Origin of the sequence: Pseudomonas sp. UC 17F4 (assembly GCF_900101695.1) — a bacterium.
Classification (GTDB): domain Bacteria; phylum Pseudomonadota; class Gammaproteobacteria; order Pseudomonadales; family Pseudomonadaceae; genus Aquipseudomonas.
Genome location: NZ_FNKV01000001.1, coordinates 1,460,247 through 1,483,410, shown reverse-complemented (window position 1 = coordinate 1,483,410; position 23,164 = coordinate 1,460,247). Strand labels below are relative to the sequence as shown.

Sequence of the window (23,164 nt, the reverse complement as noted above, 5' to 3'; positions counted from 1 at the left end):
CCAATGATCCCGGAGCGCGACGCTGCGGACAACTGGATATTTCTGCCGCTATCGATGACTTTTACGAATGAATTACCGCCATCTCACACCGTCCATGTCATTGCTGCTGGCGTTCGAAGCCGCCGCCCGGCATGAAAGCTATACCCGCGCCGCCACCGAGCTGTCGCTGACCCAAAGCGCGGTGAGCCGCCAGGTGCAGGCGCTGGAGCAGCAACTGGGCCTGACCCTGTTCCGCCGCGAAGGCCGCCAGGTGCGCCTGACCGATGTCGGCCGGCTGTATCAACGGGAGATGAGCGAAGCCCTTGGGCGCATTCGCAGCGCCACCTTGCAGGCCATGGCCTATCAGTCCGGCGAAGGCAGCCTGCGCCTGGCCACCCTGCCGACCTTCGGTTCCAAGTGGCTACTGCCGCGCCTGCATGAATTCTACAAATTGCACCCGGGCATGCTGGTGCACATCAATTCGCGCATCGAAGCCATCGATTTCGAAACCAGCGGCATCGACGCCGCCATTGTCGTCGGCAATGCCGATGTGCCCGGGCTGGTCTGTCATCACCTGCATGCCGAAGAGTTGCTGGTGATTCTGTCGCCGGAGACTGCCGCCAGCCAGGCCGACTGGTCGCCGCCGCGCCTGCCTGAGCAATTGCTGCTCAACGTGGCCAACAACCCCAACGCCTGGGGCGAGTGGTTTTCCCATCATGGCCTGGCGCACCGCAGCATGCGCCTGGGGCCAAGCTTCGAGCTGACCTCGCACCTGATCCAGGCGGTGCGCGCCGGCATCGGTATCGGCCTGGTGCCGCGCATCCTGGTGGCCGACGAGCTGGCCAGCGGGGAGCTGGTCAGCGTCGGCGCGCCGTTTGCCAGCCAGCGCAGCTATTACCTGATCTACCCGCCGCGCAACCAGTCGCTGCCGTCATTGGCGGCATTTCGCGGCTGGTTGCTGGGGCAGATCTGAGGCGCTGGCTCAGATGCTCAGGCAGATCTTGCCGAAGTGCTGGTTGCTTTCCTGGTAACGGAAGGCCTCGACGATCTGTTCCAGCTCGAAGGTCTTGTCGATCACCGGGCGCAGGCCATTGGCATCGATGGCGCGGACCATCGCCTGCTGCTGGGCGCGGCTGCCAACCAGCACACCCTGCAGGCGGATCTGCCGCACCAGCGCCTGGACCAGCGGCAGGTTGCCCGCCACGCCGGTAAGAATGCCGATCAGCGACACATGCCCGCCGATACGCGCGGCGATCATCGACTGCTCCAGGGTCGCCGGACCACCGACCTCGATCACGTGATCGACACCGCGGTTGGCGGTGAGCTGGCGTACTTTCTCGCCCCAGGCCGGGGTTTTGCGGTAGTTGATCAGGTGGTCGGCGCCCAGGGCCTTGAGGCGTTCGAGCTTGTCGTCGCTGGAGGACGTGGCGATCACCGTGGCGCCCGCCAGCTTGGCGAACTGCAGGGCGAAAATCGACACGCCACCGGTGCCTTGCACCAGCACGGTATCGCCCGGCTTGAGCGAGTCGTCGGCCATCAGCGCACGCCAGGCAGTCAGGCCGGCGGTAGTCAGGGTCGCCGCTTGCGCGTGGCTGTAGCCCTTGGGTGCATGAGTAAAGGACGTCGCGCGAGCGGTGGCCTGTTCGCGGGCGTAACCATCGATGCCGTCGCCCGGAACGCTGGCGAAACCTTCGACCAACGGTTGGCCGTCCAGCCAGTCCGGGAAGAACGTACTGACCACCGAATCACCGACAGCGAACTCGTTGACGCCAGTGCCCACTGCGGTCACCACGCCAGCGCCATCGGCCATGGGAATACGCGGCGCAGTCGGCCCCCACATGCCGCTGACCACGGCGAAGTCGTGATAGTTGAGCGAGTTGGCATGCAGGCGCACGCTGATTTCGCCGGCTTGCGGGGCGGCTGCCTCGCGGGTGCCTACCTGCACCTTGTCGTAACCACCGCCGGTCTGGACGATAATGGCCCTGCTGGTCATGGAAACCTCCTGAGTCGATTCGGCAAATAGCTGACCAGTCTTCGCCCGACCCTGCCCCAGGTCAAGCACGAGCGCTTGCATAGTGCGCCAGCAAACCACAATAATGCGACTAATTATCAATTACTCGATATTGCCCCGCCATGCCCGCTCCCGATCATGCTGCCCTGCACGCGCTCTACAGCGAACATAACGGTTGGTTGAAAAACTGGCTGCGTACCCGCCTGGGCAATGCCGCCGATGCCGCCGACCTTGCCCAGGACACCTTTATCCGGGTATTGAATGCACGCAATGCAGACACCATTCGCGAGCCGCGCAGCTACCTGGGCGCCATCGCCCATGCGCTGATGATCGACAAGTTTCGCCGCAAGGCGCTTGAACAGGCCTATCTGGACGAACTGGCGCTGCGCCCGGAGCGGGTCGCCGAATCACCGGAAAGCCGCTTGCTGATCCTCGAAACCCTGCTGGCGGTGGACCAGATGCTCGATGGCCTGGGCGAGCGCACGCGCTCTATCTTCCTGGCCGTGCAACTCGAAGGCCTGAGCTATGTGGCTACCGCCGAACGCCTGGGGATATCGGTGACCACGGTGAAAAAACACCTGATCCGCGCCATGACCCACTGCCTGCTGCTCACGGACGACTGACATGGCCCAGCCGCTGGACTATCGCACCCTCGAAGCTGCCGCCACCTGGTACGTGCAGCTCAACGCCGCGCCGCCCAGCGCTGCGCAGTTGCAGGCCTGGCAAGACTGGTTGGGCAAGAACCAGGCCCATGCCCAGGCCTGGGCGCGGGTCGAAAAGCTGCAGCGCCAACTGGGCCGGCTGCCCGCTGATGTCGCCCTGCCGACGCTTGCCGGCGTGCGCGCCCGGCGCCGCGCCGTGCTCAAGACCCTGGCGCTGCTCGTGGCCGTTGGCGCAACCGGCTGGGCGGTACAACAAAGTACCCCGGGCCAGGCGTGGATGGCCGAGCTGCGCACCGGCAAGGGCCAGCGCCGCCAGGTGCGCCTGGACGATGGCAGCCAGCTTGAACTGAACACCGACAGTGCCGTGGATATCCGCTACGACAGCCAGCAACGCCTGCTGCGCCTGTACAGTGGTGAGATCATGGTGCAAACCGCCCCTGACAGCGCGGCGCGCCCGTTCATGGTCGAAACCGCCGAAGGCCGGGTGCGCGCCCTCGGCACGCGCTTCAACGTGCGTAGCGACAATGGCCTGAGCCGGGTCAGCGTGCTCGAACATGCGGTGCAGGTGCGCCCGCTCGACCAGCCGCTGCTGATGCTGCGCCTGGAGGCCGGGCAAAGCGTCAGCTTCAACCGCACGCAGATTGCTGCCGCCAGCACCGCCCTGCCCGGCACCGGCGCCTGGACCCAGGGCATGCTGACCGTGATCGAATGGCGCCTGGCCGATTTCATCAGCGAACTGCGCCGCTACCGCCCCGGCGTGCTGCGCTGCGCCGAGGGCATCGCTGACCTGCGCCTGTCAGGTGCGTTTCGCATCGACGACACCGACACGATTCTGGAAAACCTCGGCGTGTCGTTGCCGGTCAGGGTGCGTTACATGACTCGCTACTGGGTCAGCATTGAAGCTGTCTGAAGAAATTTCGTACAAAGGGTTGCCGATTTTCATTCTCATTCGGCTACGCAGTTAAAGCGGCAAATTTCGACCGCCCCTCTGCCCAGCCAATCGAAGGAAATCCTGCATGACCCCGACTTGTCCGCGCGCCCCTCGCCCGCTGGTTCGCGCTGTCCACCTGGCGCTGTTCGGCCTGACCCTGGCACCGTTGCCGCTGCTCGCGCTGCTGCCGGCCCAGGCCATGGCGCAAAGCGCCAGCACCCAGTTCCAGATCGCCCCGGGCCCGCTGGGCACTACCCTGAGCCTGTTCGCCACCCGCGCCAACATCACCCTGTCGTTCGATGCGCGCCAGACTCAAGGCCAGCAGTCGGCCGGCCTGCACGGCACCTACTCGGTCGAGGAAGGCCTGGCGCGCCTGCTCAGCGGCACCGGCCTGCAGGCCCAGCGTCAGTCCAACGGCGGCTACGTGCTGGTGCCCGCCAATACTGGCGCGGCGATGGAACTGGGCGCCACCAGCATCAATGCTCAAGGCCTGGGTGAAACCACCGAGGGTACGCATTCCTACACTACCGCAGCGACCCGTACTGCGACCAAGCTGCCGTTGTCGATCCGCGAGACGCCACAAACCATCACCGTGGTTACCCGCCAGCAGATGGACGATCAGGGCGCCCAGAGTATTTCCGATGTGCTGCGCAATACCCCCGGCGTCTCGGCGCAAACCTATGACAGCGACCGCACCGAGTTCACCAGCCGCGGCCTGGTGATCACCAACTACCAGTACGACGGCGTCAACACCGTGTATGACGGGGTGTACGGCGAAGGTACCGCGCATGTCGACATGTCGATCTATGACCGTGTGGAGGTGCTCAAGGGCGCCACCGGCCTGATGACCGGCTCCGGCGACCCGTCGGCCACGGTCAACCTGATCCGCAAGAAACCGACCGCGCAGTTCCAGGGCTCGCTCACCGGCAGTGCCGGCAGCTGGGACAACTACCGCGGCGAAGTCGATGTCTCCGGCCCGATCAACAGCAGCGGTAGCGTGCGTGGGCGTTTCGTCAGCGCCCAGCAGGACAAGAAGGGCTACCAGGACCATTACCAGCAGAACAAAGAGGTGTACTACGGCATCCTCGAGGCCGACATCACCCCGGATACCCTGCTGACCGTCGGTATCGACCAGCAGACCACCACCCCGCGCGGCAGCTCCTGGACCGGCAACCCGGTGTACTACACCGACGGCGGTCGCACTGACTTCTCCCGCTCGTTCAACCCGGGCGCCGACTGGAGCCGCCGCGACTTCCAGAACCGCACCTACTTCGCCTCGCTGGAACAGGCGCTGGCCAACGACTGGTCGCTCAAGCTCAGCGTCAACCAGTTGCAGAGCGATCACGACACCCGCCTGGCCTCGGCCAGCGGTGGCGCGCCGGATCGCAATGGTGACGGCATGTACTTTTTCTGGGGCCGCTGGGAAGGCCACCGGGTGCAGAACAGTGCCGACCTGAATATCTCCGGCCCGTTCACCCTGTTCGGCCGCCAGCACGACCTGGTCGTCGGCCTTGACACCAACCATTCGCGCCAGACCGGCGCCACCTGGGACACCGGCGAATTTGGCACGGTGCCCGGCAGCATCTTTGACTGGGACGGTCACATCGGCGTGCCGGACTTCCCGAAAAACGGCAAGTACGAACAGAAGAAGAGCCAGAACGGCGCCTACATCGCCACCCGCCTGCACCCGACCGATGACTTTTCAGTCATCCTCGGCACCCGGGTCAGCACCTTCAAGTACAGCGACAATTACGACTACGACGGCCTGAACCCGAACTTTGCCGACAGCCAGGCCAGCTACAAGCAACACGGCGTGGTCACGCCCTACGCCGGAGTGGTCTATGACCTGAACGACACCTACTCGGTGTACGCCAGCTACACCTCGATCTACCAGCCACAGAGCAACAAAGACAGCAACGGTGCCACCCTCGACCCGGTCGAAGGCGACAGCTACGAAACCGGCCTGAAAGCGGCCTACTTCGACGGCAAGCTCAACGCCAGCCTGGCGCTGTTTCGCATCGAGCAGGACAACGTCGCCGAGTCGATCGGCACCAACCCTGCGACCAATGAGGGCATCTACAAGGCGACCAGTGGCGCCACCACACAGGGCATCGAGCTGGAAGTGGCTGGTGAGCTGCAGGAAGGCTGGAACCTCTCGGCCGGCTATACCTACGCGCGTTCACGCGATGCCGACGAGCAGCGTATCTATGGCTTCCCGATGAGCACCAGCAAACCTGAACACCTGGTGCGGCTGTTCACCACCTACCGCCTGCCGGGGGTGCTGGACAAGGTGACAGTGGGGGGTGGAATCAACTGGCAGAGCGCGTTCTACGGCAAGATCTACAACCGCTCGATCGAGGATTACAGCTTCATCAAGCAAGGCGGCTATACCCTGGTCGATCTGATGACCCGTTATCAATACAACGAGCAGCTGAGCTTCACGGTCAATGCCAACAACGTCTTCGACAAGCGCTACCTGACCGGGCTGGGCAACTTCGACACCACCTACTACGGTGATCCGCGCAATGTGATGCTGACGACGCGCTGGGAGTTCTGAGGCCCCATCGCGGGGCAAGCCCGCTCCTGCACACCGAATGTAGGAGCGGTCTTGCCCCGCGATGAATTCAACTCAATTGTCGAGCATCACCTGCAACGCCCGGCAATCCGCTGCATGCCAGTCGGCCAGCTCTGGCCAGGGGTTATCCGGCAGGTTCACCAGAATCGTCCGCGCCCCCGCCGCCCGGCCGCAGTCCAGGTCAAAGCGGTAGTCGCCGACCATGACCATCTCGCTCGGCGCCACCGCCCAGGCGTCGGCCAGCTTCAGCAAGCCGCCAGGGTGTGGCTTGGGCGGTGCTTCATCACGCCCGACCACGTGCTCGACGGCAAAGCAGTCGGCCAGGCCGATTGCCTCAAGGGTGATATGCGCAAGCTCCCGGGCATTGCGGGTAAGGATACCCAGCTGGCAACCGCGCGCCGCCAGCTCGCGGACCAGCTCCACGGCACCGGTAGCCGGGCGTGAACCAATCGCCAGCTCACGTTCATGCTCCAGCAACCAGGCGTGCTTGGCTGCGGCTTCATCGGCCGGCAGGGCCGCCAGGTGGGTGAGGATGTCGTGGGTCTGGGGAATTTCCAGCGCCACCTTGATCGCGGCAAAATCATGCACGGCAACGGTCAGGGTGCCGTCCATGTCGAACACCCAGTGGCGAATCTGCTGCAGGCTCATTGCCAGTCCTGGCGATGACGAATCAGGCCTTCCTGGCACGACGAAGCCACCAGTTGCCCGGCCTGGTTGTAGATGTTGCCGCGGGCAAAACCACGGGCATTGCCGGCCCACGGGCTGTCCATGGCGTACAGCAGCCACTGGTCGGCGCGCAGGTTGCCGTGGAACCACAGCGCGTGGTCGAGGCTGGCGATCTGCATGTCCTTGTGCCACACCGATTTGCCATGGGGCAGCAGCGAGGTGGTCAACAGGCCAAAATCCGAGGCATAAGCGAGCATGTACTTGTGCAGCGCCGGCACGTCCGGCAGGTTGCCGTCAGCACGGAACCAGACGTACTTGACCGGCTCGCCGGGCTTGGGGTTGAACGGATCCTCGGCAGTTACCGGACGCATTTCAATCGGCTTGGCGCAGAGCATCTTGTCGCGAATGGCTTCAGGCAGGCGATCGGCCATGCGCTTGGCCAGCTCGACTTCCGACGGCAGGTTCTCCGGGCCGACCACCTTGGGCATCTGGCTCTGGTGCTCGAAGCCTTCCTCGTCGTACTGGAACGAGGCGCTGCAGGTGAAGATGGTCTTGCCCTTCTGGATCGCCGTCACCCGCCGGGTGCTGAAACTGCCACCATCGCGTACGCGGTCGACCGAATAGACCACCGGCATGCTGGCGTCGCCCGGGCGCAGGAAGTAGCCGTGCAGCGAGTGCACGTGGCGCGCCTCCTCGACCGTCTGGCTGGCCGCCGACAGCGACTGGCCCAGTACCTGCCCACCGTACAACTGACGAAAGCCCAGGTCCTGGCTTCGCCCGCGGAACAGGTTTTCCTCGGTCGATTCCAGGCTCAACAGGTCAACCAGATCGTCCAACACGTGGCTCATTCAAGATTCTCCAAGGCAATGCGCAACTGCGGCAAATAATACAGGGTTTGTCATTGCCGGCCCGTATGTTGTGCAATTCAGCCGCGCAGGGTGGCCTGCCACTGGGCGCGGTCGATGCGGTACAACACGTGCGCTCGCAAAGGGTCGCCAGGCTCTAGCCTGGGGTGTTCGAAGCTGCCGGCCAGGTCCTGCTGCATGCCGATGGCCTGCATGACTTTTTGCGATGGCAGGTTGCTCTCGGTGGTGAACGACACCACCTGCTCCAGGCCCAGTTGAGCGAAGGCGCAGCGCAGGCTGGTCCAGGCCGCTTCACTGGCAAAACCCAGCCCCCAGTGGCGCCGGGCCAGGCGCCAGCCGATCTCCACCGCCGGGGTAAAATCGGCGGCAAAACTCACGTTGAGCAGGCCGGTCATGCCGATAAAGGCGCCGGTGTCCTTGCGCTCCAGGGCCCACAGGCCAAAGCCGTATTCATTGAAGTGGCCGCGAATCCGGCCGATCAGCGCAGCGCTCTCGACCCGGGTCAAGGGTGCAGGAAAGTAACGCATGACCTGCGGGTCGGCGCACATCGCGGCGAACTCCCTGAGGTCGTCATCCTGCCATTGGCGCAACAGCAACCGTGCGCTTTCCAGTTGCAATATCGGGGTCATGCTCGGCTCCTTATCCACAGCCTGCTGTTTATAGCGTAGGTAACAACCTCAGCTCCAAGCTATTTTTCACATCCCTTTCACTGGTTCTGAACCTGACCTTTTCTACAGTGCGTTCACTCTTGAACCTGCCTGAAGTGGTCCTATGTCATCTTCCCACCTGACGCCTGCGCTTACCGCCAGCACTGCCACCCAGCGACGACGCGGCGCTCCCTGGCGCCAACCGCTGACCGGGCTGGGCCTCCTGCTCGCCCTGGTCATCCTTGCACTGTGGTGGACATCGAGGACACCGATCGTGGACCTGGGCAGCGACAATCAGATGCACAACAGTGGTGTTTACAGCGAATGGGCCAAGGGCGCGGTCATCGTCCTGATCCGCCATGCCGAACGTTGCGACCGTTCGCACAACCGCTGCCTGGGCGACCCCAGCGGCATTACCCTCGAGGGTAGCCAGGCGGCCAGCGACGTCGGTAACGGCATCCAGCGCCTGGGCCTGAACAACGCTCAGGTGCTGAGCAGCCCGGAGGTGCGCACCCAGCAAACTGCGCACTTCATGTTCGGCAAGGCGATCGCCAGCGAGGACTGGCTCAAGCAATGCGACAAGGGTTTTGCCGATGCCGCCTTCAAGCACAAGCGCGCCTACCATAACCTGGTGCTGGTCACCCACAGTGGTTGCATCGATCATCTTGAGCGGCAGTTGAATGTGCCCGGTGGTGAACGCTCCAGCGCCTATGCCAGTGCCTTGTTCGTGTCCATGGGCAGCAACGGCAAGGCGCGGATTCTCGGGCAGATGAACGCCAATGAATGGCGCAAACTTGTCGCCAGCGCAGGAATGTAAAGCATGCCGGGCCCCTCTCGCCGCGACTTCTATCTGACCAACCTGGGTTTGCCGCTGCTGCTGGCTGCCGTGGTTTTTTTGCTGTTCGACCTCACCAGCCTCGACCGGCTGATCAGCAACCTGCTGCTCGACCCGGCCAGCGGCCAGTTCCCGCTGCTGCACAACCAATGGTTCGAGAAAGTGACCCACAAGTGGCCGCGCATCTTGCCGAACTGGACCGGCGAGCTGGCAGTCATCGGCTCGCTGTTGTCGTTTATCTGGCCACGCTTTGCCGCTTATCCACAGTCCACTGCCAGCCGCATGTTGAACACCTGGCGTATCGCTGCGGTGCTGCGCTTGACCACCCGCTACCGTCGCGACTTGCTGTTCGTGGTGGTGGCCTTTGCCCTGAGCACCACGGTCATCCATTACCTGAAAAGCCACACCAGCGTGTACTGCCCGGTGGAGACCACCCTGTACGGCGGCAGCGAGCTGCGCCAGGAATGGTTCGAGAACTTCAGCTGGCTGGACAAGGCCGGTGCCGGGCGTTGCTGGCCGGGTGGCCACGCCTCCAGCGGCTTTACCTTGCTGGCGCTGTACTTCGTTGCCCGACGCCATCGCTGGGCGCATGCGCGCAAACTGCTGGTGGCGGTGTTGTTGCTGGGGCTGGTGTTTGGCACCACGCGCGTGCTGCAGGGCTGGCACTATATGTCGCACACCTTCTGGGCAGGGATTTTCGTCTGGCTGACGACATGGCTGACAGCACTGTTCTTTTACGGCCGGCTGGCATTACAGGCTCCCGCGCGGGTGGCGACCAGAGCACGCACGCCGGCGTTGATCAACGCCACGCCAGCATCACTACGCCCAGAGTGACCAGGCTGATGCCGGCCCACTGGCGCAAGTCAAGCCGCTCGCCCAACAGGGTTACGCCAAGTACCGCCACCAGCACCACGCTGAGTTTATCCACAGGCGCCACCTGTGACGCCTGGCCCAACTGCAGGGCTCGGAAGTAACAGATCCACGAGGCGCCGGTGGCCAGCCCCGACAACACCAGAAACAGATAGCTGCGGGCCGGGATCGAACTCAGCGACTGGTACTGGCCGGTGGCATACAGAATCAGCGTCAGGCTGATCAGCACCACCACCGTACGCAGCAAGGTGGCGAAGTCGGAGTTGATGCCGCTGATGCCGACCTTGGCGAAGATCGCGGTCAACGCGGCGAACACGGCGGATAACACCGCCCAGAAAGTCCATGAAGCCAACACCATAAGTACGCCTGTGCAAGGAATTGCTACTCATTGTAGAAGCTGGCGTAACGGCCTTGGTAACTGGCAAGATCAGCTTCTGTCTCGCTCAAGACCCTGCCATGCCGCTGCCGCTGATCTACCACGACGACTACAGCCCGGAGTTTCCCGCCGAGCACCGCTTTCCGATGGACAAGTTCCGCCTGTTGCGCGACCACCTGGTCGCCAGCGGCCTGACTACCGACGCGGCGTTGCTACGCCCCGAGGTTTGCCCCAACGACATCCTCGCCCTGGCCCATGACCGCACCTATATCGAGCGCTACATGAACGGCGAGCTGTCGCGTGAAGACCAGCGCCGCCTTGGCTTGCCCTGGAGCGAAGCCCTGGCGCGGCGCACCGTGCGCGCGGTTGGCGGCTCGCTGCTGGCAGCCGAGCAGGCGCTGGAGCATGGCATCGCCTGTCACCTGGCCGGTGGCACCCATCACGCCCATTACGATCACCCGGCCGGCTTTTGCATCTTCAATGACCTGGCGGTGATCAGCCATTACCTGCTCGCCGCCGGGCGGGTGCACAAGGTGCTGATCTTCGATTGCGACGTGCACCAGGGCGACGGTACCGCGCGCATCCTCCATGACACCCCGGACGCGATCACCGTATCGCTGCATTGCGAGCAGAACTTCCCCGCGCGCAAGGCCGAAAGCGACTGGGACATCCCTCTACCGCGCGGCATGGGCGACCAGGCGTACCTGAAGGTGGTCGATGACGCGCTCAACTACCTGTTGCCGCTGTACCGCCCGGACCTGGTGCTGTACGACGCCGGGGTCGATGTGCACAAGGACGACGCCCTGGGTTATCTGCAACTGACCGATGAAGGCGTCGCCGCCCGTGACCAAAGCGTGCTGCGCCACTGCCTGGGCCGGGACATTCCGGTGGTTGGGGTGATTGGTGGTGGCTACAGCAAGGACCGCGAAGCCCTCGCCCGCCGCCACGGCATACTGCACCACAGCGCCAGCCGTGTGCTGGGTTACTCACAATGACTGTGGAACCGCCTGTGGATAACCTGCGGGAAAGCCCCTCAAGGCCTTTAACCACGGGGCCTTGAGGCCGATGTACGTTTTTTGATCAGTGATTCCGGGCGCCGCGCTAAGGTAGAATGCCGGCTCTTTTTTCCAGCTTGCAGCCGACCATGACCGACACTTGCACCACCGACCGCCCACACGTTGCCATTATCGGAGGCGGGCCGGCCGGGTTGATGGCCGCCGAAGTGCTGAGCCAGGCCGGGGTCGCCGTCGAGCTGTACGACGCCATGCCCTCGGTGGGGCGCAAGTTTCTCCTGGCCGGGGTCGGTGGCATGAACATCACCCACTCCGAGCCTTACCCGGCATTCATCGCCCGTTATGCCGAGCGCACGCAAGACGTTGCCCGCCTGCTCGAAGGCTTCGATGCCGATGTGCTGCGCCAGTGGATTCACGACCTGGGCATCGAAACCTTCGTCGGCAGTTCCGGCCGGGTGTTCCCCCGCGACATGAAAGCCGCGCCACTTTTGCGCGCCTGGCTCAAGCGCCTGCGCGATGCCGGGGTCGTTATCCACACCCGCCATCGCTGGTTGGGCTGGAATGCCGATGGCAGTTTGCGAATCGCTTATCCACAGGGCGAGCTGACACTAAAGCCGACCGCCACCGTGCTGGCGCTGGGCGGCGGCAGCTGGGCACGCCTGGGCTCCGATGCGGCCTGGCTGCCCTGGCTGCAAGCGCAAGGCGTGCAGATCGCGCCATTGCAGGCGGCCAACAGCGGCTTCGAGGTCGAAGGCTGGAGCGCGCTGCTCAAGGACAAGTTTGCCGGCGCGCCGCTGAAGAACATCGCCCTGAGCCTTGCCGGCCAGGCGCCGCGCCTGGGCGAATGCGTGCTCACTGCCCAAGGCCTGGAGGGCAGCCTGGTGTACGCCTGGTCGGCGCAGATCCGCGAAGCGATCAACCGCGATGGCAGCGCCAGGGTGCTGGTCGACCTGCTGCCCAACCGGCCTGTGGATAAAATCCAGCAGGCCCTGGCCAAGCCGCGAGGTTCGCGCTCAATGGCCAAGCACCTGCACAGTCAACTGGGGCTGGACGGGGTCAAGGCGGCGTTGTTGCGAGAGCAGACCGATCAACCGACCTTTGCTGACCCGGCCTTGCTGGCGCAGGCGATCAAGGCCTTGCCGATCACCCTGGTGCGCCCTCGCCCGCTGGACGAAGCGATCAGCAGCGCGGGCGGGGTGACCTTTGAAGCACTGGATCAGCGCTTGATGCTCAAGCAACTGCCCGGCGTGTTCTGTGCCGGTGAAATGCTCGACTGGGAAGCGCCAACCGGCGGCTATCTGTTGACTGCCTGTTTTGCCAGTGGGCGCAAGGCCGGGTTGGGTCTGCTGGAGTGGCTTAACGGCTGAATAATCGCGGGTCAAGGCTTGCGCTTGCGCGGCCCGGTATTGAAGGCCGGCACCTTGCGTACCGGCTTGGCCTGCGGCGCTGCCGCTGGCGCTTCAGCGCTGTCCATCCAGCGCCCGAGGCTGCGCTTGCTGCTGCTTTCCTTGGGCTTCTTCGGCTTTTTCGGCTTCTTCAGCACCTGGCCGCTGGCATCGGTCATCGGCACCTTGTGGTCCGGAATGAAATCCGGCTCTTCGTGGCGTGGCAAGGTCTTGCGGGTCAGGGTTTCAATCGCCGACAGCAGCTGCACTTCGTCGGCGCACACCAGCGAAATCGCCTCACCGCTATTGCCTTTGCGCCCGGTACGACCGATGCGGTGAATGTAGTCCTCGGCGACGATCGGCAGGTCGAAGTTGACCACCAGCGGCAGGTCGTCGATATCCAGCCCGCGCGCCGCCACATCGGTGGCGACCAGGATCTGGATCTCGCGGGCCTTGAAGCTGTCCAGGGCACGCTGGCGGGTTGCCTGGGGCTTGTCGCCATGAATGCCGTCGGCATTGACGCCCTGGCCACGCAGGCGCTCGACCAACTGGTCAACGCCATTGCGGGTCTTGGCGAACACCAGCACCTGCTTCCAGCGCTGCTTGCGCATCAGGTGGCTGAACAGCTCCGGCTTGCGCTTCTTGTCCACCGGCACGATCCACTGTTTGACCGTACTGGCGGTGACATTGCGCGGGCTGACTTCGATGCTCAGCGGGTCATTGAGGGTCTGCGCGGCCAGTTGGCGGATCTCGTCAGAGAACGTCGCTGAGAACAGCAGGGTTTGCCGGCGTGCCGGCAGGGCGGCGTACACCGCGCGCAGCTCTTCGGCAAAACCCAGGTCGAGCATGCGGTCGGCTTCATCGAGCACCAGCGCCTGCAACTGGTTGAACTTGACTGCGTTCTGGCGGAACAGGTCGAGCAGCCGGCCCGGGGTGGCCACCAGCAGGTCGATGCCCTTGCGCAGCTTCATCATCTGCGGGTTGATGCTGACCCCGCCGTACACCGCATAGGTGCTCAGCGGCAGGTGCTCGGCGTACTCACGAATGTTGGCGTGAACCTGTTCGGCCAGTTCACGGGTCGGCACCAGCACCAGGGCGCGCACCGAGTTGCTGGCGACCTTGGCCCCTTCCAGGGTCAGGCGTTGCAGCAGCGGCAGGGCAAAACCTGCGGTCTTGCCGGTGCCGGTCTGGGCGGCGGCCATCAGGTCGCGGCCGGCCAGTACGGCAGGAATGGCCTGGGCCTGGACCGGTGTCGGGGTGTTGTAGTCCAGGCGCTCGAGCGCGCGCAGCAAGGGTTCGATCAGGCCGAGTTTGGCGAAAGTCATGGCAATACCGTCAGGGGAATTCAGCAATGGCGGCAGTTTACCTTGTTCAGGCCCGGCGCGTGCCGCCATCGCTATCAGCCTTGCGGTGCAAAGCGTACCTTGAGCAGGCGATCGAGCCCTTCACCCAGGTAGAACGAAAACGGCCTGCCGCTCTGGTAGGCAATCGCACGACATGCCGCGAATGCTTCGGGATCGCTGCGGATGAAAAACAGGTAAGGCTGATCCCTGACAGTGCCAATTTTGCCGAACTCGAACACCAACCGGTCGATAGTCTCCGGGCGCTGGATACGCACCCGCATATCGCCCATTTCCAGGCGCTCAAGCAATCGCTGCTCATCGAACGACAATTGCGCCGGCGCCCGCAGTTGTAAACCGCTGGGCATGCGCAGTTTCATCTCGCCGCGCAGATCGGCGCCACTGACATTGAAGTCGGTGACTTCGAAGGGCAAGGCGCCATTCAGCCTGGCGCTAGCCTCGCAGATCATATCGGCTTGCGGCTTTTGCGCAGTCGCCTGCTCGTTGCGCCGCAGTTGCACATCGATTTGCGAAGGAAAGCTGAAGTGCAGCGCCAGCGACATCTCGCCAAGCGCGACGACTTCAGCGGGCGCCGGGCCAAAATCGTAAACACCCAGGCCCACCTGACGCGCCTGACGCATGTCGACCAGCAGCCGGCCTGTGGGCCGGACCTCTTCCCGAGCGGGCTCGAATGACTCGAACAGCGCCCGCAGTTGCTGACGCTGCCCGGCGTCCAGGGCATCCTTGGCAAAACGCACCTGCAACGCTTGCCGGTTGCCGGGCTCAAGACGCAGTTCGAGCTTGCCCGCCGGGATCGGCCAGGGGGCCATGGCTTGGCGCACGGCCTGCAAATAGGCGGCCTCGATTTCGAAACTGTTTTCCAGAGAGATGGGTTCCTGGAAATACAGGGTCATGAAGGTTTGCTTACCGTCATACAGCATCACCACGCCCATTACGAGCAAGGCCACACAAGCAAAAATCTTCACTGCCTTCCTGGCAAAACGTCCTTTCATTTACACAGTTCACCTTCCACTTCGCCAACAGTTTTGGCTTTTTCCACTGCCGGCCGGCGCCACTGCGGCACACCGATCAGCACAACGGCGCCAATGATAACCGCCATTGCCACGCATTCCTCGAAACCAATTTGCTCGCCGGCAAAAACAATCCCCAGCAACACCGCCACCGCCGGGTTGACATAGGCATAACTGGTGGCCGCGGCCGGGCGCACATGCTTGAGCAGGTACATGTAGGCGCTGAAGGCCAGGATCGAGCCGAAGAACACCAGATAGGCCAGCGCCCCCCAGCCAGCGGCGGTAGGCATCTGGGTCATGCGTTCGCCACTCAGGGCGCTGCCGAGCAGCAAGACCACGCCACCGACAAGCATTTCTGCGGCGCTGGCCATCGGCCCGGCGGGCAGCGGCAGGCTTTTGCTCCAGACCGAACCGAAGGCCCAGGAGGCGGCGGCAAACAGGATCAGCGCAGCGCCGACCGGGCTGGCCTGCAGGTTGGAGCCGAGGTTGAGCAAGGCGATGCCGACCAGGCCGAGGACAATCCCGGCCCATTCCAGACGGGTGTTGCGATGGCCCCAGAGCAGGCCGAACATCAAGGTGAACAGCGGCACTGTAGCCACCGCCAGCGCTGCCACGCCTGAAGCTACACCGGCATGTTCAGCCAGGGTTACGCCGCCGTTGCCGCAACTGAGCAGCAATACGCCGATGACACTCGCCGCCCGCCATTGCGGCCAGGTCGGCGCCGGCACGCCGCGCCAGCGCAAAAAGCCGTAGAGCAAGGAGCCGGCAATGACGAAACGCACCCCGGCCATCAGCAACGGCGGCCAGGATTCGACGCCGATGCGAATCACCAGGTAAGTCGAGCCCCAGACCAGGTACAAGGCGAGAAAGGCACCGATCAAGACTAACGGGAAGCGACGGGAGGCAGGCATGGGGGGCTCGAATTATGGGTGTCGGGCAGTTAGTTTAGAAAGGCAGCGCAGTAAACATAAGTTACAAAACCTGTTTAAACGAACCGTACACTTTTGAAACAACGGATCTTTTGGCCTTGCGCCTTGGAATCAACAACCCGCCCCTGGAAACCCATGGACAAATACGATCGCATGCTCCTCAGCGCCCTGCTGGACAACGGCCGCGCCTCCTTCGCCGAGCTCGCGCGCAAGGTCAATCTCTCCGCTCCGGCGGTGGCCGAGCGGGTGGCCAAGCTTGAGGCCAGCGGGGTGATTACCGGCTACCAGGCCAAGGTCGACCTGGAGAAGATCGGCCTGCCGATCCAGTGCGTGATCGAACTGCGCCTGGCCAGCCATGGCAACCAGCAAACCTACGAAGAACTCACGCAGATTCCGCAACTGACCGAGTGCCACCGGGTGACCGGCGACCCCTGCGTGATCATGCAGGCGGCAGTGGGTTCGATGCCGGAACTCGAAGAGCTGATCAACCGGGTCGCCCGGTTCGGCTTCAGCAAGACCTCGATCATTCTCTCCAGCGCCGTGGAGCGGCGCTTGCCGCTGGGCCACCTGGAACACAACGGCAAGAAGGCCTAGCGATAGGTTTTCAGCGCTTCGCCGATCTTCGCCGCGGGGACTTTCTGCAGGCTGCAGAACAATTGGTGGGAAACGCCGTTGACGCCCTGCTGACGCAGTTGTCCGGCCAGGTGCTGGGCGAGGTTGGCGGCCATTTCGGCATCGGCCATGGCCCGGTGCGCGGTGCCGGTGTCAGGCAGGCCGGCCCAGCGGGTCAGGGTGCCCAGCTTGTGGTTTGGCGCCGAGGGCATCAGGCGCCGCGCCAGCAACATCGAGCAGGCGAAACGCTGACTACGGCTACGGCCGATCTGCGCCAGCTCGTAGTCCCAGAACTTCTGGTCGAACGAGGCGTTGTGGGCGAGCATCGGCGTATCGCCAACGAACTCGGCTACTTCGTTCATCACCCGGGCAATTGGCGGCGCGCTGCGCAGCATGGCGGTGGTGATACCGGTCAGGCCGGCGACAAACGCCGGTACCGGTACCCCGGCATTCATCAGGCTTTGGTAGCGCTCGACGATGCGCCCGCGTTCCAGCATGACCACCGCCACTTCGGTGGCGCGGCAACCGGCGCCGGGTGAAATGCCAGTGGTTTCAAAGTCGATGACAGCGATACGTTCCAAAACGACAACCTCAAAAATCTTAATGCTTGAGCAGCAGGCTGCCCTCGATGGGCACATATCGGCTAGCAGCGCGAATCAGTGAGTTGGCGGTCAGCCCCGGCACGCCATAGGCAACGGCCTGAATGCCGTGACGGCTGATGACCCGTTCCAGCAGCAGGTCGAAATCGCCGTCGCCGGAGGCCAGCACCACCTCATCGACCCGCGCGGCGGCATCGATCACATCGAGGGTGATGCCCACGTCCCAGTCGCCCTTGGCCGAGCCGTCGCTGCGCTGGATGTAGGGTTTGAGTTTGACCGTGAAACCGAGGTTGCGCAGGATCTGTTGAAACTGCTGCTGCTTGCTGTCGCCGCGGTCGATGGCGTAAGCCACCGCCTCGACGATCTGCCCGTGCTGGCTGATATCGGCCCACAGCGCCGCGTAGTTGAAGTGGCAACCGTAGGCCTGGCGCACGGTGTAATAGAGGTTTTGCACATCGGCGAATACCGCGATCTTCTTCACCGCTTTTCCTCATGGCGCCACGGCGCTGTTGCCGGCCGCCGCACACCGGGGCCGTTTCGGCGCCCAGTATGCCAGCCCGCGGGCCATGCGGGTAAGCGCGGTCAGACGAAGCTGTCGTCGTCGCCGCCGAAGAAGCCGCCATCATCGCTGCCGTAGTCGGTGTCGATGAAGCCGCCCTGGTCGTTGCCATAGCCGCCGTTGTCGGCGGTCAGGCGCTGCTCGTCGTTGCTGCCCCAGCCGCCGCTATCGCTGGCGGGTGCTGGTTCTTCCTTGATCACTTCGACCACCTCTTCAGGCTGCGAGTGATGATTGAACAGGCTGCTGATGCCCTGGGCCAGCATCACCCCGCCGGCCACGCCTGCAGCAGTTTGCAGCGCGCCACCAAGGAAGCTGCTGGCACCGCCGCGGGCCGGGGCCTGGGCGGGAGCTGCGTTGAAGCCCTGCTGCTGGGCAGGCGGGTTGAACGAGGGGCGCGACGGTTCGCGCCAGCCGCCACCACTGGCAGGAGCGCTGGCCGCCGGCTGGTTTTGCACCGGCTGCGGGTCGCGGGTGCCGCTGCCGAAGATGCTCGACAAGAAGCCGCCACTGCTGCTCGGCGCGGTAGCGGCCACCTGGGCCTTGGCCTGTTTGAGCTCGGCCTGCAGTTGCTTGTTCTGTTCATCCAGGCGCTTGAGCGCCGCTTCCTGCACCAGGATCGCCTGGGCCATGTAGTAAGGCGCCGCCGGTTGCTGCTGCAGGTGCTCGCCAATGCGCGCCTGGGCCTGGGCATCACGCGGCACGGCCGGATCTTCGGCCTGCTTGAGCCGACCGAACAGGCCGTCGATCAGGGTTTGTTCTTCACTGTTCATGGGCAACCTCACTGCAAAAGCGGAAAAACGGGTACCGGTAAAATGGGGTGCCGAGGCGCCAGATTCAACACAAGCCGGGATTAAACTTTCTTCAGGTTGGCCAGCGCCTGGGCTAAAGTGACGCCCTGCTTTTATTCAATGCGATATCGACCGATGAATCCGCTTAGTGTTCTGCGCGACTCCCTGTATTTCTTCCGCCGTCACCTGCTGAGCATTGCCCAGTTGTGCCTGCCGCTGGTGGTGCTCGAAGCCCTGTGCGCCCAGTTGCTGTACCAGCAACTGGGCAAGGACGCCTCGCCAGGCTACGGCATGCTGGTCAGCCTGCTGTTCTACCCGCTGTACAGCGCCGCGCTGATCCTCTACCTCGACAGCCGCAGCAACGGCTACGCCCCGCTCAAGCGCAACCTGCTGGCCATGGCCTTGCGCCTGTGGCCGTCGTTTGCGCTGATGGTGATGCTCAGCTCGTTGCTGATCATGGCCGGCGCCGCGCTGTTCATCATTCCTGGTATCTGGGTGATGATCCACCTGGTGTTTGCCGAATACGCCCTGGTATTGCGCGGCCAGCCACCGATCGAAGCCATGCGTACCAGTTTCCAGATGACCACCGGCAACTTCTGGCGCATCTTCAGTTGCGTCCTCGGCGTAATGGCAGTGCTGTGGCTGATCGACGGCCTGAGCATGATGCTGGTGCCCGAGCCTTCGCCGCTGGCGCAACTGGCTCTGGATAGCGGCAACGGCTTTTTGCAGCTGTTCAGCACCGTAGTGATGTTCCGCCTGTACATGCTGGTCAGCGAACCGGCGACAGAGCCACCGCTGTCCTGACTGGTTAGCCGATGACCCGACTACTGCGCAACGCCCTGCTGACCCTGCTTGTTGTGATCGCCCTGCTGTGGCTGCTGGCCAGCCAGCTGAGCTGGCAACCTGAACCGCGCGAGAGCCTGGCGGTCAGTTGCCGGGCCAGCACGGCGGCACTGGTACCCGGCCAGGTACTCAAGGTGATGACCTGGAACGTGCAGTACCTGGCCGGCAAGCGCTACGTATTCTGGTACGACCAGGGCCGCGGCGACGACACCCGCCCTACCCCTGAAGACCTCGCCTTCAACCTTGATGAAGTGGCGCGGGTAATCCGCGCTGAGCAGCCGGACATCGTCCTGCTCCAGGAACTGGACAACAACGCCAAGGCCAGCGGCTACCAAGACCAACTGGCACTGCTGCGCGAACGGCTGGTGGATATTTACCCCTGCGCGGTGCAGGCCTACGACTGGAAAGCCGATTTCGTCCCCGACTGGCACATCTTCGGCAGTGTCGGCCGCAGCCTGGCGACCCTGAGCCGCTACCCGATCAAGCAGGCCGAGCGCCTGCAATTGCCGGTCGACGCCAGCAATGCCTGGCGGCGCTTGCTGCAACCTCAGCAGGCGATTGTTGCCAGCTACCTGCCGCTGCGCGATGGCGGCCAGCTGGCGGTGCTCAACACCCGCCTGGCGACCTTCGAAGCCGGCAGCGATATCCAGCGCCAGCAGGTGCAACAGGTGACGCGCCTGCTCGACAAGCTGGAAAGCCAAGGCACGCCATGGTTGATCGGCGGCGACTTCAACCTGCTGCCGCTCGGCCAGTACCGCCGCCTGCCGGCCGAACTGCGCGGCCAGTACGGTGCCGACAGCGACCTGCATCTGCTCTGGGACAAATACCCGATGATCCCCAGCAACGCCGAAGCCAGCGGCGCCGACCGCGCGGCCTGGCTGACCCACTACCCCAACGACCGCAACCTGCAAGGCCCGGACCGCACCCTCGACTACCTGTTCCACAGCCCCAAACTGCAGCGTCTGGGGGCACAGGTAATTCAGCAGGACACCCTGGAGATTTCCGATCACCTGCCAGTGACGGCGCGCCTGCTGTTGCCGGCGCAGCCGTGACTACTTGCGCGGCTTGGCCCGCGCCGTGGCTTCGGCCACCAACGGATCATCCGGCCAATAGTGCTTGGGGTAGCGCCCTTTGAGGTCTTTCTTCACTTCGGCATAGGTACTGCGCCAGAAGTTGGCCAGATCCTGGGTCACCTGTACCGGCCTGCGCGCGGGCGACAGCAAATGCAGCAGGACTTGCTGACGGCCCTGGGCGATGCGCGGAGTTTCGGCCAGGCCGAACAGTTCCTGCAGACGCACGGCGAGAATCGGCGGGGTTTCGCTGTAGTCCAGGCGAATGTTCGAACCCGAGGGCACACTCAGGTGCACCGGCGCCTGCTCATCCAGGCGCTGGGGCAGCGGCCAGGGCAGCAGGTTGCGCAAGATCGACGCGAGGTCGAGCTGGGCAAAATGGCTCAGGCGGGTGACCTTGCCCAGGTAGGGTTGCAACCACTCGGACAGGTTCGCCAGCAGCGCGGCATCCCCCAGGTCCGGCCACTCGCTTTCACCACGGCTTGCCAGGTCGAGCTGGCGCAACAGCGCCACCCGTGCCTGCCACTGGCGCAGCTCGGGCGTCCACGACAGCAACTCCAGACCCTTGCGCCGCACCAGTTCCAGCAAGGCCCGGGCGCGGGCGTCTTCATCCAGGCCGGTCAAAGGCTCGCGGCTGAGCACCAGCTCGCCGACCTTGCGCTGACGCTCGGCACGCAAAACGTTCTCGCGTTCGTCCCAGTCAAGGATATCCAGGCTGCGCACCTGTTCGGCCAGCACCCCGTCGAACAGTGCCGGGTCGAAATCGGCGGCCAGGTAAATGCGCTCCTCGCGCTGGCCCTGACGGCTGCCCAGATCGGCGATCACCAGCCACGAATGTTTCATCAAGGCATCGGCTTCGCCAAACAACGCAGCGCGACCGTTGGCCAGGCGATATTCCGCACCGCCGGCACGCCGCTGCTGCGCAACGCGGTCGGGATAAGCCAGTGCCAGCAGGGCGCCGAGCCAGCGCGAATGCTCGGGGTCGGCGACGGCTGCAGTGGCGTTGCCACGCAGGTAACCGCGGTACTGGCGGGCCAGTTGCCGGGCGCGCTGCACACCGCCCTGCGCGCCTTTGGCCGCGCGGGTTTCGCCGCTGAGCAGGGCCAGGCGGCTATGCAGGTCGGCACCGCCGCCGCGCAGAATGTCGCGCTCACCGAGCAAGGCGGCGACATCGCAGGCCATGTCGGCCAGGCCCAGGTCCTGGCCGCGCAACAGCAGGTGGGCGATGCGCGGATGCGCCGGCAGTTCGGCCATGGCCTGGCCGTGGGCGCTGAGGCTGTCCGGGCTGTCGGCCTTGAATGCGCCCAGGCGCTGCAACAGCTCCAGCGCCTGGCCATAGGCGGCCGCAGGTGGCTGATCGAGCCAGCGCAGTTGTTCGGGGGTAACGCCCCAGCGCGACAGTTGCAGGGCCAATCCAGCCAGGTCAGCCTGGAGAATTTCGGCCGCGCCATAGGCCGCCAGTTGCTCGTGCTGGGCTTCGGACCACAAGCGATAACACACGCCGGGCTCCAGGCGCCCAGCGCGGCCAGCACGCTGGGTGGCGCTGGCGCGGGAGATGCGCTGGGTGTCCAGGCGGGTCATGCCGCTGCCAGGATCAAAGCGCGGCACCCGCGCCAGGCCCGCATCGACCACCACGCGCACACCGTCGATGGTCAGGCTGGTCTCGGCGATGTTGGTCGCCAGCACCACTTTGCGCAGGCCGGCGGCTGGCGTGTCGATGGCGGCGCGCTGGGCATTGAGATCGAGCTCGCCATGCAGCGGGCACAGGAGGATATCGCGGCGCTCGCCCAGGGCCTCCTGCAGTGACTGATGCACGCGGCGAATCTCCGCCTGCCCCGGCAGGAACACCAGCACGCTGCCCGACTCGTCGCTGATGGCCTGCAGCACCGTATCGACCACCCGCGGCTCGATGAACTCGCCCGCCTGGAACGGCCGGCTCCAGCGAATATCCACCGGGTACATGCGCCCTTCGCTACTGACCACCGGAGCATCGTCGAGCAGGCTCGACAGGCGCTCGCCCTCAAGGGTCGCCGACATCAGCAGGATTTTCAGCGGCGGGTCGTCACGCAACAGTTCGCGACCATTGAGGCTCAGGGCCAGGGCCAGGTCAGCATCGAGGCTGCGCTCGTGGAATTCGTCGAAGATCAGCAGGCCCACTCCGTCCAGCGCCGGATCGGCCTGCAGGCGGCGGGTGAGAATCCCTTCGGTGACCACCTCGATGCGCGTGTTCGGCCCGACCTTGCTGTCCAGGCGAATGCGGTAACCGACCGTTTGCCCAACCTGCTCACCCAGCTCGCTGGCCAGCCGTTCGGCCGCCGCCCGCGCCGCCAGGCGCCGAGGTTCGAGCATGAGGATGCGCTGCCCGGCCAGCCACGGCTCATCGAGCAGCGCCAGCGGTACGCGGGTGGTCTTGCCGGCGCCAGGGGGCGCTTCGAGCACCGCTTCGTGGCGCTGGCTCAAGGCGGCGCGCAAGGCTGGCAGTGCGGCATCGATCGGTAATGATTTCATGGTGGCCCTCAAACAATCCGCCGAGTATAACGGCGAACCGAGCCTGCCTTATCATGGTCTTAGCTGTAG

Annotated in this window: 23 protein-coding genes; 11 read left to right on the top strand and 12 right to left on the bottom strand. The window is 64.3% G+C overall.

Annotated features, from left to right (window positions below):
• Positions 1 to 67: 67 nt before the first annotated feature.
• The gene (locus BLR26_RS06885) at positions 68 to 952 is read left to right on the top strand and encodes a LysR substrate-binding domain-containing protein (protein WP_093379271.1); all 885 of its coding nucleotides are present in this window, start codon (positions 68 to 70) and stop codon (positions 950 to 952) included.
• Positions 953 to 961: 9 nt separating this feature from the next.
• On the opposite strand, the gene BLR26_RS06880 is transcribed toward BLR26_RS06885, so the two are convergent.
• Positions 962 to 1,972, bottom strand: coding sequence for a zinc-dependent alcohol dehydrogenase family protein (locus BLR26_RS06880; RefSeq protein ID WP_093379267.1), 1,011 nt, complete (start codon positions 1,970 to 1,972; stop codon positions 962 to 964).
• A 140-nt stretch (positions 1,973 to 2,112) separates the two neighbouring features.
• On the opposite strand from BLR26_RS06880, the gene BLR26_RS06875 reads away from it, so the two are divergent.
• From BLR26_RS06875 to BLR26_RS06865, 3 genes are all read left to right on the top strand, one after another.
• On the top strand, positions 2,113 to 2,613 hold the full coding sequence (locus BLR26_RS06875) for a sigma-70 family RNA polymerase sigma factor (protein WP_045199783.1): 501 nt from the start codon (positions 2,113 to 2,115) through the stop codon (positions 2,611 to 2,613).
• A 1-nt stretch (position 2,614) separates the two neighbouring features.
• Entirely contained in the window at positions 2,615 to 3,562 is a 948-nt protein-coding gene (locus tag BLR26_RS06870; RefSeq protein ID WP_093379264.1) for a FecR domain-containing protein, read from the top strand.
• A gap of 106 nt (positions 3,563 to 3,668) precedes the next feature.
• Positions 3,669 to 6,140, top strand: coding sequence for a TonB-dependent siderophore receptor (locus tag BLR26_RS06865; protein WP_093379261.1), 2,472 nt, complete (start codon positions 3,669 to 3,671; stop codon positions 6,138 to 6,140).
• Positions 6,141 to 6,212: 72 nt separating this feature from the next.
• On the opposite strand, the gene BLR26_RS06860 is transcribed toward BLR26_RS06865, so the two are convergent.
• The 3 genes from BLR26_RS06860 to BLR26_RS06850 form a co-directional block, all read right to left on the bottom strand.
• Positions 6,213 to 6,806, bottom strand: coding sequence for an HAD family hydrolase (locus BLR26_RS06860; RefSeq protein ID WP_093379258.1), 594 nt, complete (start codon positions 6,804 to 6,806; stop codon positions 6,213 to 6,215).
• Positions 6,803 to 7,672, bottom strand: a complete 870-nt coding sequence (tesB, locus tag BLR26_RS06855; protein WP_093379256.1) for an acyl-CoA thioesterase II — start codon at positions 7,670 to 7,672, stop codon at positions 6,803 to 6,805. Before tesB ends, BLR26_RS06860 begins: the two co-directional genes overlap by 4 nt.
• A 77-nt stretch (positions 7,673 to 7,749) precedes the next feature.
• Entirely contained in the window at positions 7,750 to 8,319 is a 570-nt protein-coding gene (locus BLR26_RS06850) for a GNAT family N-acetyltransferase (RefSeq protein WP_093379253.1), read from the bottom strand.
• 142 nt (positions 8,320 to 8,461) lie between these two features.
• Here BLR26_RS06850 and BLR26_RS06845 point away from each other — a divergent pair, with 142 nt between their 5' ends.
• Entirely contained in the window at positions 8,462 to 9,154 is a 693-nt protein-coding gene (locus BLR26_RS06845) for a lipopolysaccharide core heptose(II)-phosphate phosphatase PmrG (RefSeq protein ID WP_093379250.1), read from the top strand.
• Between the two features lie 3 nt (positions 9,155 to 9,157).
• The gene (locus tag BLR26_RS06840) at positions 9,158 to 10,006 is read left to right on the top strand and encodes a phosphatase PAP2 family protein (RefSeq protein ID WP_093379246.1); all 849 of its coding nucleotides are present in this window, start codon (positions 9,158 to 9,160) and stop codon (positions 10,004 to 10,006) included.
• On the opposite strand, the gene BLR26_RS06835 is transcribed toward BLR26_RS06840, so the two are convergent.
• The gene (locus BLR26_RS06835; RefSeq protein ID WP_093379243.1) at positions 9,972 to 10,400 is read right to left on the bottom strand and encodes an EamA family transporter; all 429 of its coding nucleotides are present in this window, start codon (positions 10,398 to 10,400) and stop codon (positions 9,972 to 9,974) included. The two genes, BLR26_RS06840 and BLR26_RS06835, sit on opposite strands and share 35 nt — an antisense overlap.
• A 98-nt stretch (positions 10,401 to 10,498) precedes the next feature.
• Between BLR26_RS06835 and BLR26_RS06830 the strand changes: the two genes are divergently transcribed.
• Together BLR26_RS06830 and BLR26_RS06825 are read left to right on the top strand one after the other, a co-directional pair.
• Positions 10,499 to 11,413 carry a histone deacetylase family protein gene (locus BLR26_RS06830; RefSeq protein ID WP_093379240.1) on the top strand — a complete coding sequence of 305 codons (915 nt, stop codon included), beginning with the start codon at positions 10,499 to 10,501 and terminating at the stop codon, positions 11,411 to 11,413.
• 149 nt (positions 11,414 to 11,562) lie between these two features.
• Positions 11,563 to 12,798: a TIGR03862 family flavoprotein gene (locus tag BLR26_RS06825; protein WP_176794209.1), complete on the top strand. Its 1,236-nt coding sequence runs from the start codon at positions 11,563 to 11,565 to the stop codon at positions 12,796 to 12,798.
• Positions 12,799 to 12,809: 11 nt separating this feature from the next.
• Here the strand turns inward: BLR26_RS06825 and BLR26_RS06820 are convergent, their stop codons facing one another.
• The 3 genes from BLR26_RS06820 to yedA all read right to left on the bottom strand — a co-directional run bounded on the left by BLR26_RS06820 (position 12,810) and on the right by yedA (position 16,098).
• The gene (locus tag BLR26_RS06820; protein ID WP_045200051.1) at positions 12,810 to 14,141 is read right to left on the bottom strand and encodes an RNA helicase RhlE1; all 1,332 of its coding nucleotides are present in this window, start codon (positions 14,139 to 14,141) and stop codon (positions 12,810 to 12,812) included.
• A gap of 74 nt (positions 14,142 to 14,215) precedes the next feature.
• The gene (locus BLR26_RS06815; RefSeq protein WP_143013258.1) at positions 14,216 to 15,124 is read right to left on the bottom strand and encodes a hypothetical protein; all 909 of its coding nucleotides are present in this window, start codon (positions 15,122 to 15,124) and stop codon (positions 14,216 to 14,218) included.
• A 41-nt stretch (positions 15,125 to 15,165) separates the two neighbouring features.
• Positions 15,166 to 16,098, bottom strand: a complete 933-nt coding sequence (gene yedA, locus BLR26_RS06810) for a drug/metabolite exporter YedA (RefSeq protein WP_045199804.1) — start codon at positions 16,096 to 16,098, stop codon at positions 15,166 to 15,168.
• A gap of 153 nt (positions 16,099 to 16,251) precedes the next feature.
• Between yedA and BLR26_RS06805 the strand changes: the two genes are divergently transcribed.
• The gene (locus tag BLR26_RS06805; RefSeq protein WP_045199806.1) at positions 16,252 to 16,710 is read left to right on the top strand and encodes an Lrp/AsnC family transcriptional regulator; all 459 of its coding nucleotides are present in this window, start codon (positions 16,252 to 16,254) and stop codon (positions 16,708 to 16,710) included.
• Here BLR26_RS06805 and BLR26_RS06800 read toward each other — a convergent pair.
• The 3 genes from BLR26_RS06800 to BLR26_RS06790 form a co-directional block, all read right to left on the bottom strand.
• Positions 16,707 to 17,309: a 3'-5' exonuclease gene (locus BLR26_RS06800; RefSeq protein ID WP_045199808.1), complete on the bottom strand. Its 603-nt coding sequence runs from the start codon at positions 17,307 to 17,309 to the stop codon at positions 16,707 to 16,709. The two genes, BLR26_RS06805 and BLR26_RS06800, sit on opposite strands and share 4 nt — an antisense overlap.
• Before the next feature lie 19 nt (positions 17,310 to 17,328).
• A complete protein-coding gene (locus BLR26_RS06795) occupies positions 17,329 to 17,808 on the bottom strand; it encodes a LabA-like NYN domain-containing protein (protein ID WP_036996945.1) in 480 nt (159 codons plus the stop codon).
• 101 nt (positions 17,809 to 17,909) lie between these two features.
• A complete protein-coding gene (locus BLR26_RS06790) occupies positions 17,910 to 18,656 on the bottom strand; it encodes a DUF2076 domain-containing protein (RefSeq protein ID WP_093379231.1) in 747 nt (248 codons plus the stop codon).
• A gap of 153 nt (positions 18,657 to 18,809) precedes the next feature.
• Between BLR26_RS06790 and BLR26_RS06785 the strand changes: the two genes are divergently transcribed.
• Positions 18,810 to 19,478: a DUF7847 domain-containing protein gene (locus tag BLR26_RS06785; protein ID WP_045199812.1), complete on the top strand. Its 669-nt coding sequence runs from the start codon at positions 18,810 to 18,812 to the stop codon at positions 19,476 to 19,478.
• A gap of 11 nt (positions 19,479 to 19,489) precedes the next feature.
• Positions 19,490 to 20,569 (top strand): endonuclease/exonuclease/phosphatase family protein, encoded by a 1,080-nt coding sequence (locus tag BLR26_RS06780; protein ID WP_093379228.1) that lies wholly within the window; start codon positions 19,490 to 19,492, stop codon positions 20,567 to 20,569.
• Here the strand turns inward: BLR26_RS06780 and hrpB are convergent, their stop codons facing one another.
• Positions 20,570 to 23,095, bottom strand: a complete 2,526-nt coding sequence (gene hrpB / locus BLR26_RS06775; RefSeq protein WP_093379225.1) for an ATP-dependent helicase HrpB — start codon at positions 23,093 to 23,095, stop codon at positions 20,570 to 20,572.
• Between the last annotated feature and the right edge of the window lie 69 nt (positions 23,096 to 23,164).